General features: G+C 56.8%; 2 protein-coding genes. Both read right to left on the bottom strand.

What is annotated here, in order from left to right:
- Positions 1-799, bottom strand: a 799-nt coding sequence (locus tag GDN47_RS31790) for a nucleotidyl transferase AbiEii/AbiGii toxin family protein (RefSeq protein ID WP_152095059.1), incomplete at its 3' end; no start/stop codon positions are given.
- Positions 792-1,409 carry a type IV toxin-antitoxin system AbiEi family antitoxin domain-containing protein gene (locus GDN47_RS31795; protein ID WP_152095060.1) on the bottom strand — a complete coding sequence of 206 codons (618 nt, stop codon included), beginning with the start codon at positions 1,407-1,409 and terminating at the stop codon, positions 792-794. The genes GDN47_RS31795 and GDN47_RS31790, both read right to left, overlap by 8 nt.
- Positions 1,410-1,527 lie beyond the last annotated feature (118 nt).

The following is a 1,527-nucleotide window of genomic DNA, read 5'->3' on the forward strand; positions in this document are numbered from 1 at the left end:
TCAGATCGCCAGGATCGTGTGCAACGCCTTCAAGGAAAGCGTGCCATTGCCGCTGCTTTTGCTCGTCCTTGGCAAAGACGTCCGTCAGGGCGTCGGGTAGCTCGGTCGGGATCGGAGTTTCGCGCCGCTCGAACGTCGCTGCGATTGCACGCGCCAATCGGTCATCGGTGAAAGCGAATGACCGGTGGAGAATCCAGATGTCGTAGAAGTCCTTCATGCGGCTGTTTGCACGCCCTAGCATGACCATCGCCTGGAACTTCTCGGCAATGACGGTTTCCCGCGCATAGGCTCGGAGCCGGGGCATCGGAAAGCCGAGCATAGAAGGATAATCTAGCATCTCCGCCCCAGGCTCAAGCGCATCGCCAAATCCGATGTCGATCGTCAGGGTAATCCGCGCGCCACTGATCAAGGCCACGACCCGCAGCCTGAGCCCGCCATATTCCAGTCCCTCACGAATGCGATCCACGCGTAAAGTTTCTGCATCAAACGTGACGCCATCATCAGCTTGTTGCGCCAGAATCTCGCGAAAAGTCTTCAGCATTGGGTCCGGCTCGGGATTGCCAAAGCCCAAAAGGTCGAGATCGCGCGTGCCGCGGTGCGGATCGTCAAACCAACTCATCATCAGCATCGCGCCCTTCAGCACAAAGCGGCCGGCATGAGGTGATTCGCTGAGCCGGAATAATAACCGCTCAAGCGCAAAACGCGTCAGAACCAAATCGAAGGTTTGCCCACTTGCCTTGGCGAGTTGCAACAGGCGGGTGCGCACCGAGGCGCAGAGATTTCTGATTTCTTTAGCCATTGGCGGTCAATGCCTCGAGATACGGCCGGATCACCGTTCCAACACCGCCGTGCTCGGCTTCAGCAGCGATCTCGCCGGGGTTGGCCTTGCGTTGCCGTAGCGCTTCTTGAAGCCCCTCGATCGCCACGGAGAGGCCGATCTTGTTGCGATAGCGGAAGCTATCGGCAATTGTTTTGGCAACTCCGAAAATCTTCACGGGAACACCTTCAATAACATGGATTTCAACGCCATCGTGGAGCAGGCTCTCCGTAAAGCGCACGATGCGAATAGGTGTGCCATCTGGTTTCGGAGGCCAGTCTTTGCGGCCTATGGCAAGCCACACGTGTCCTGGCAGTTGATCCGTAAGGCCGTGGAAGGCCAGAGCCGAAACAAGGCAGACAACGGCTTTCGGAACGCGTTTGGCAACCTCTGCCAGACTATGGTTGGCATCGAGTTCAGCATCTGGAAGTTGATAAAGACCGCGAGCAAGCCGCAGTACTTCACCATCCCGTTCCATTCGGCTCATGGTTGCCGCTGTCACGCCAGCGCTCCGAAGTTCCGCCAGTCGTGCGATGCCCCGCTCGATAAGCACATTACGGGCGATCTGGCGTTGAGTGAGGGAAGCTGGCATTGACACAAGAACTCGGAGCATAGAATCTATTATCCGAGGATTTGTATCACAATGCTTACCCGTAAGGAAGGCAGCCATTGGACGAAAGGGCGAGCAACAACCATAGTTATGCTCTTGA

Source organism: Martinezella dioscoreae (assembly GCF_009176305.1).
Taxonomy (GTDB): Bacteria; Pseudomonadota; Alphaproteobacteria; order Rhizobiales; family Rhizobiaceae; genus Rhizobium; species Rhizobium dioscoreae.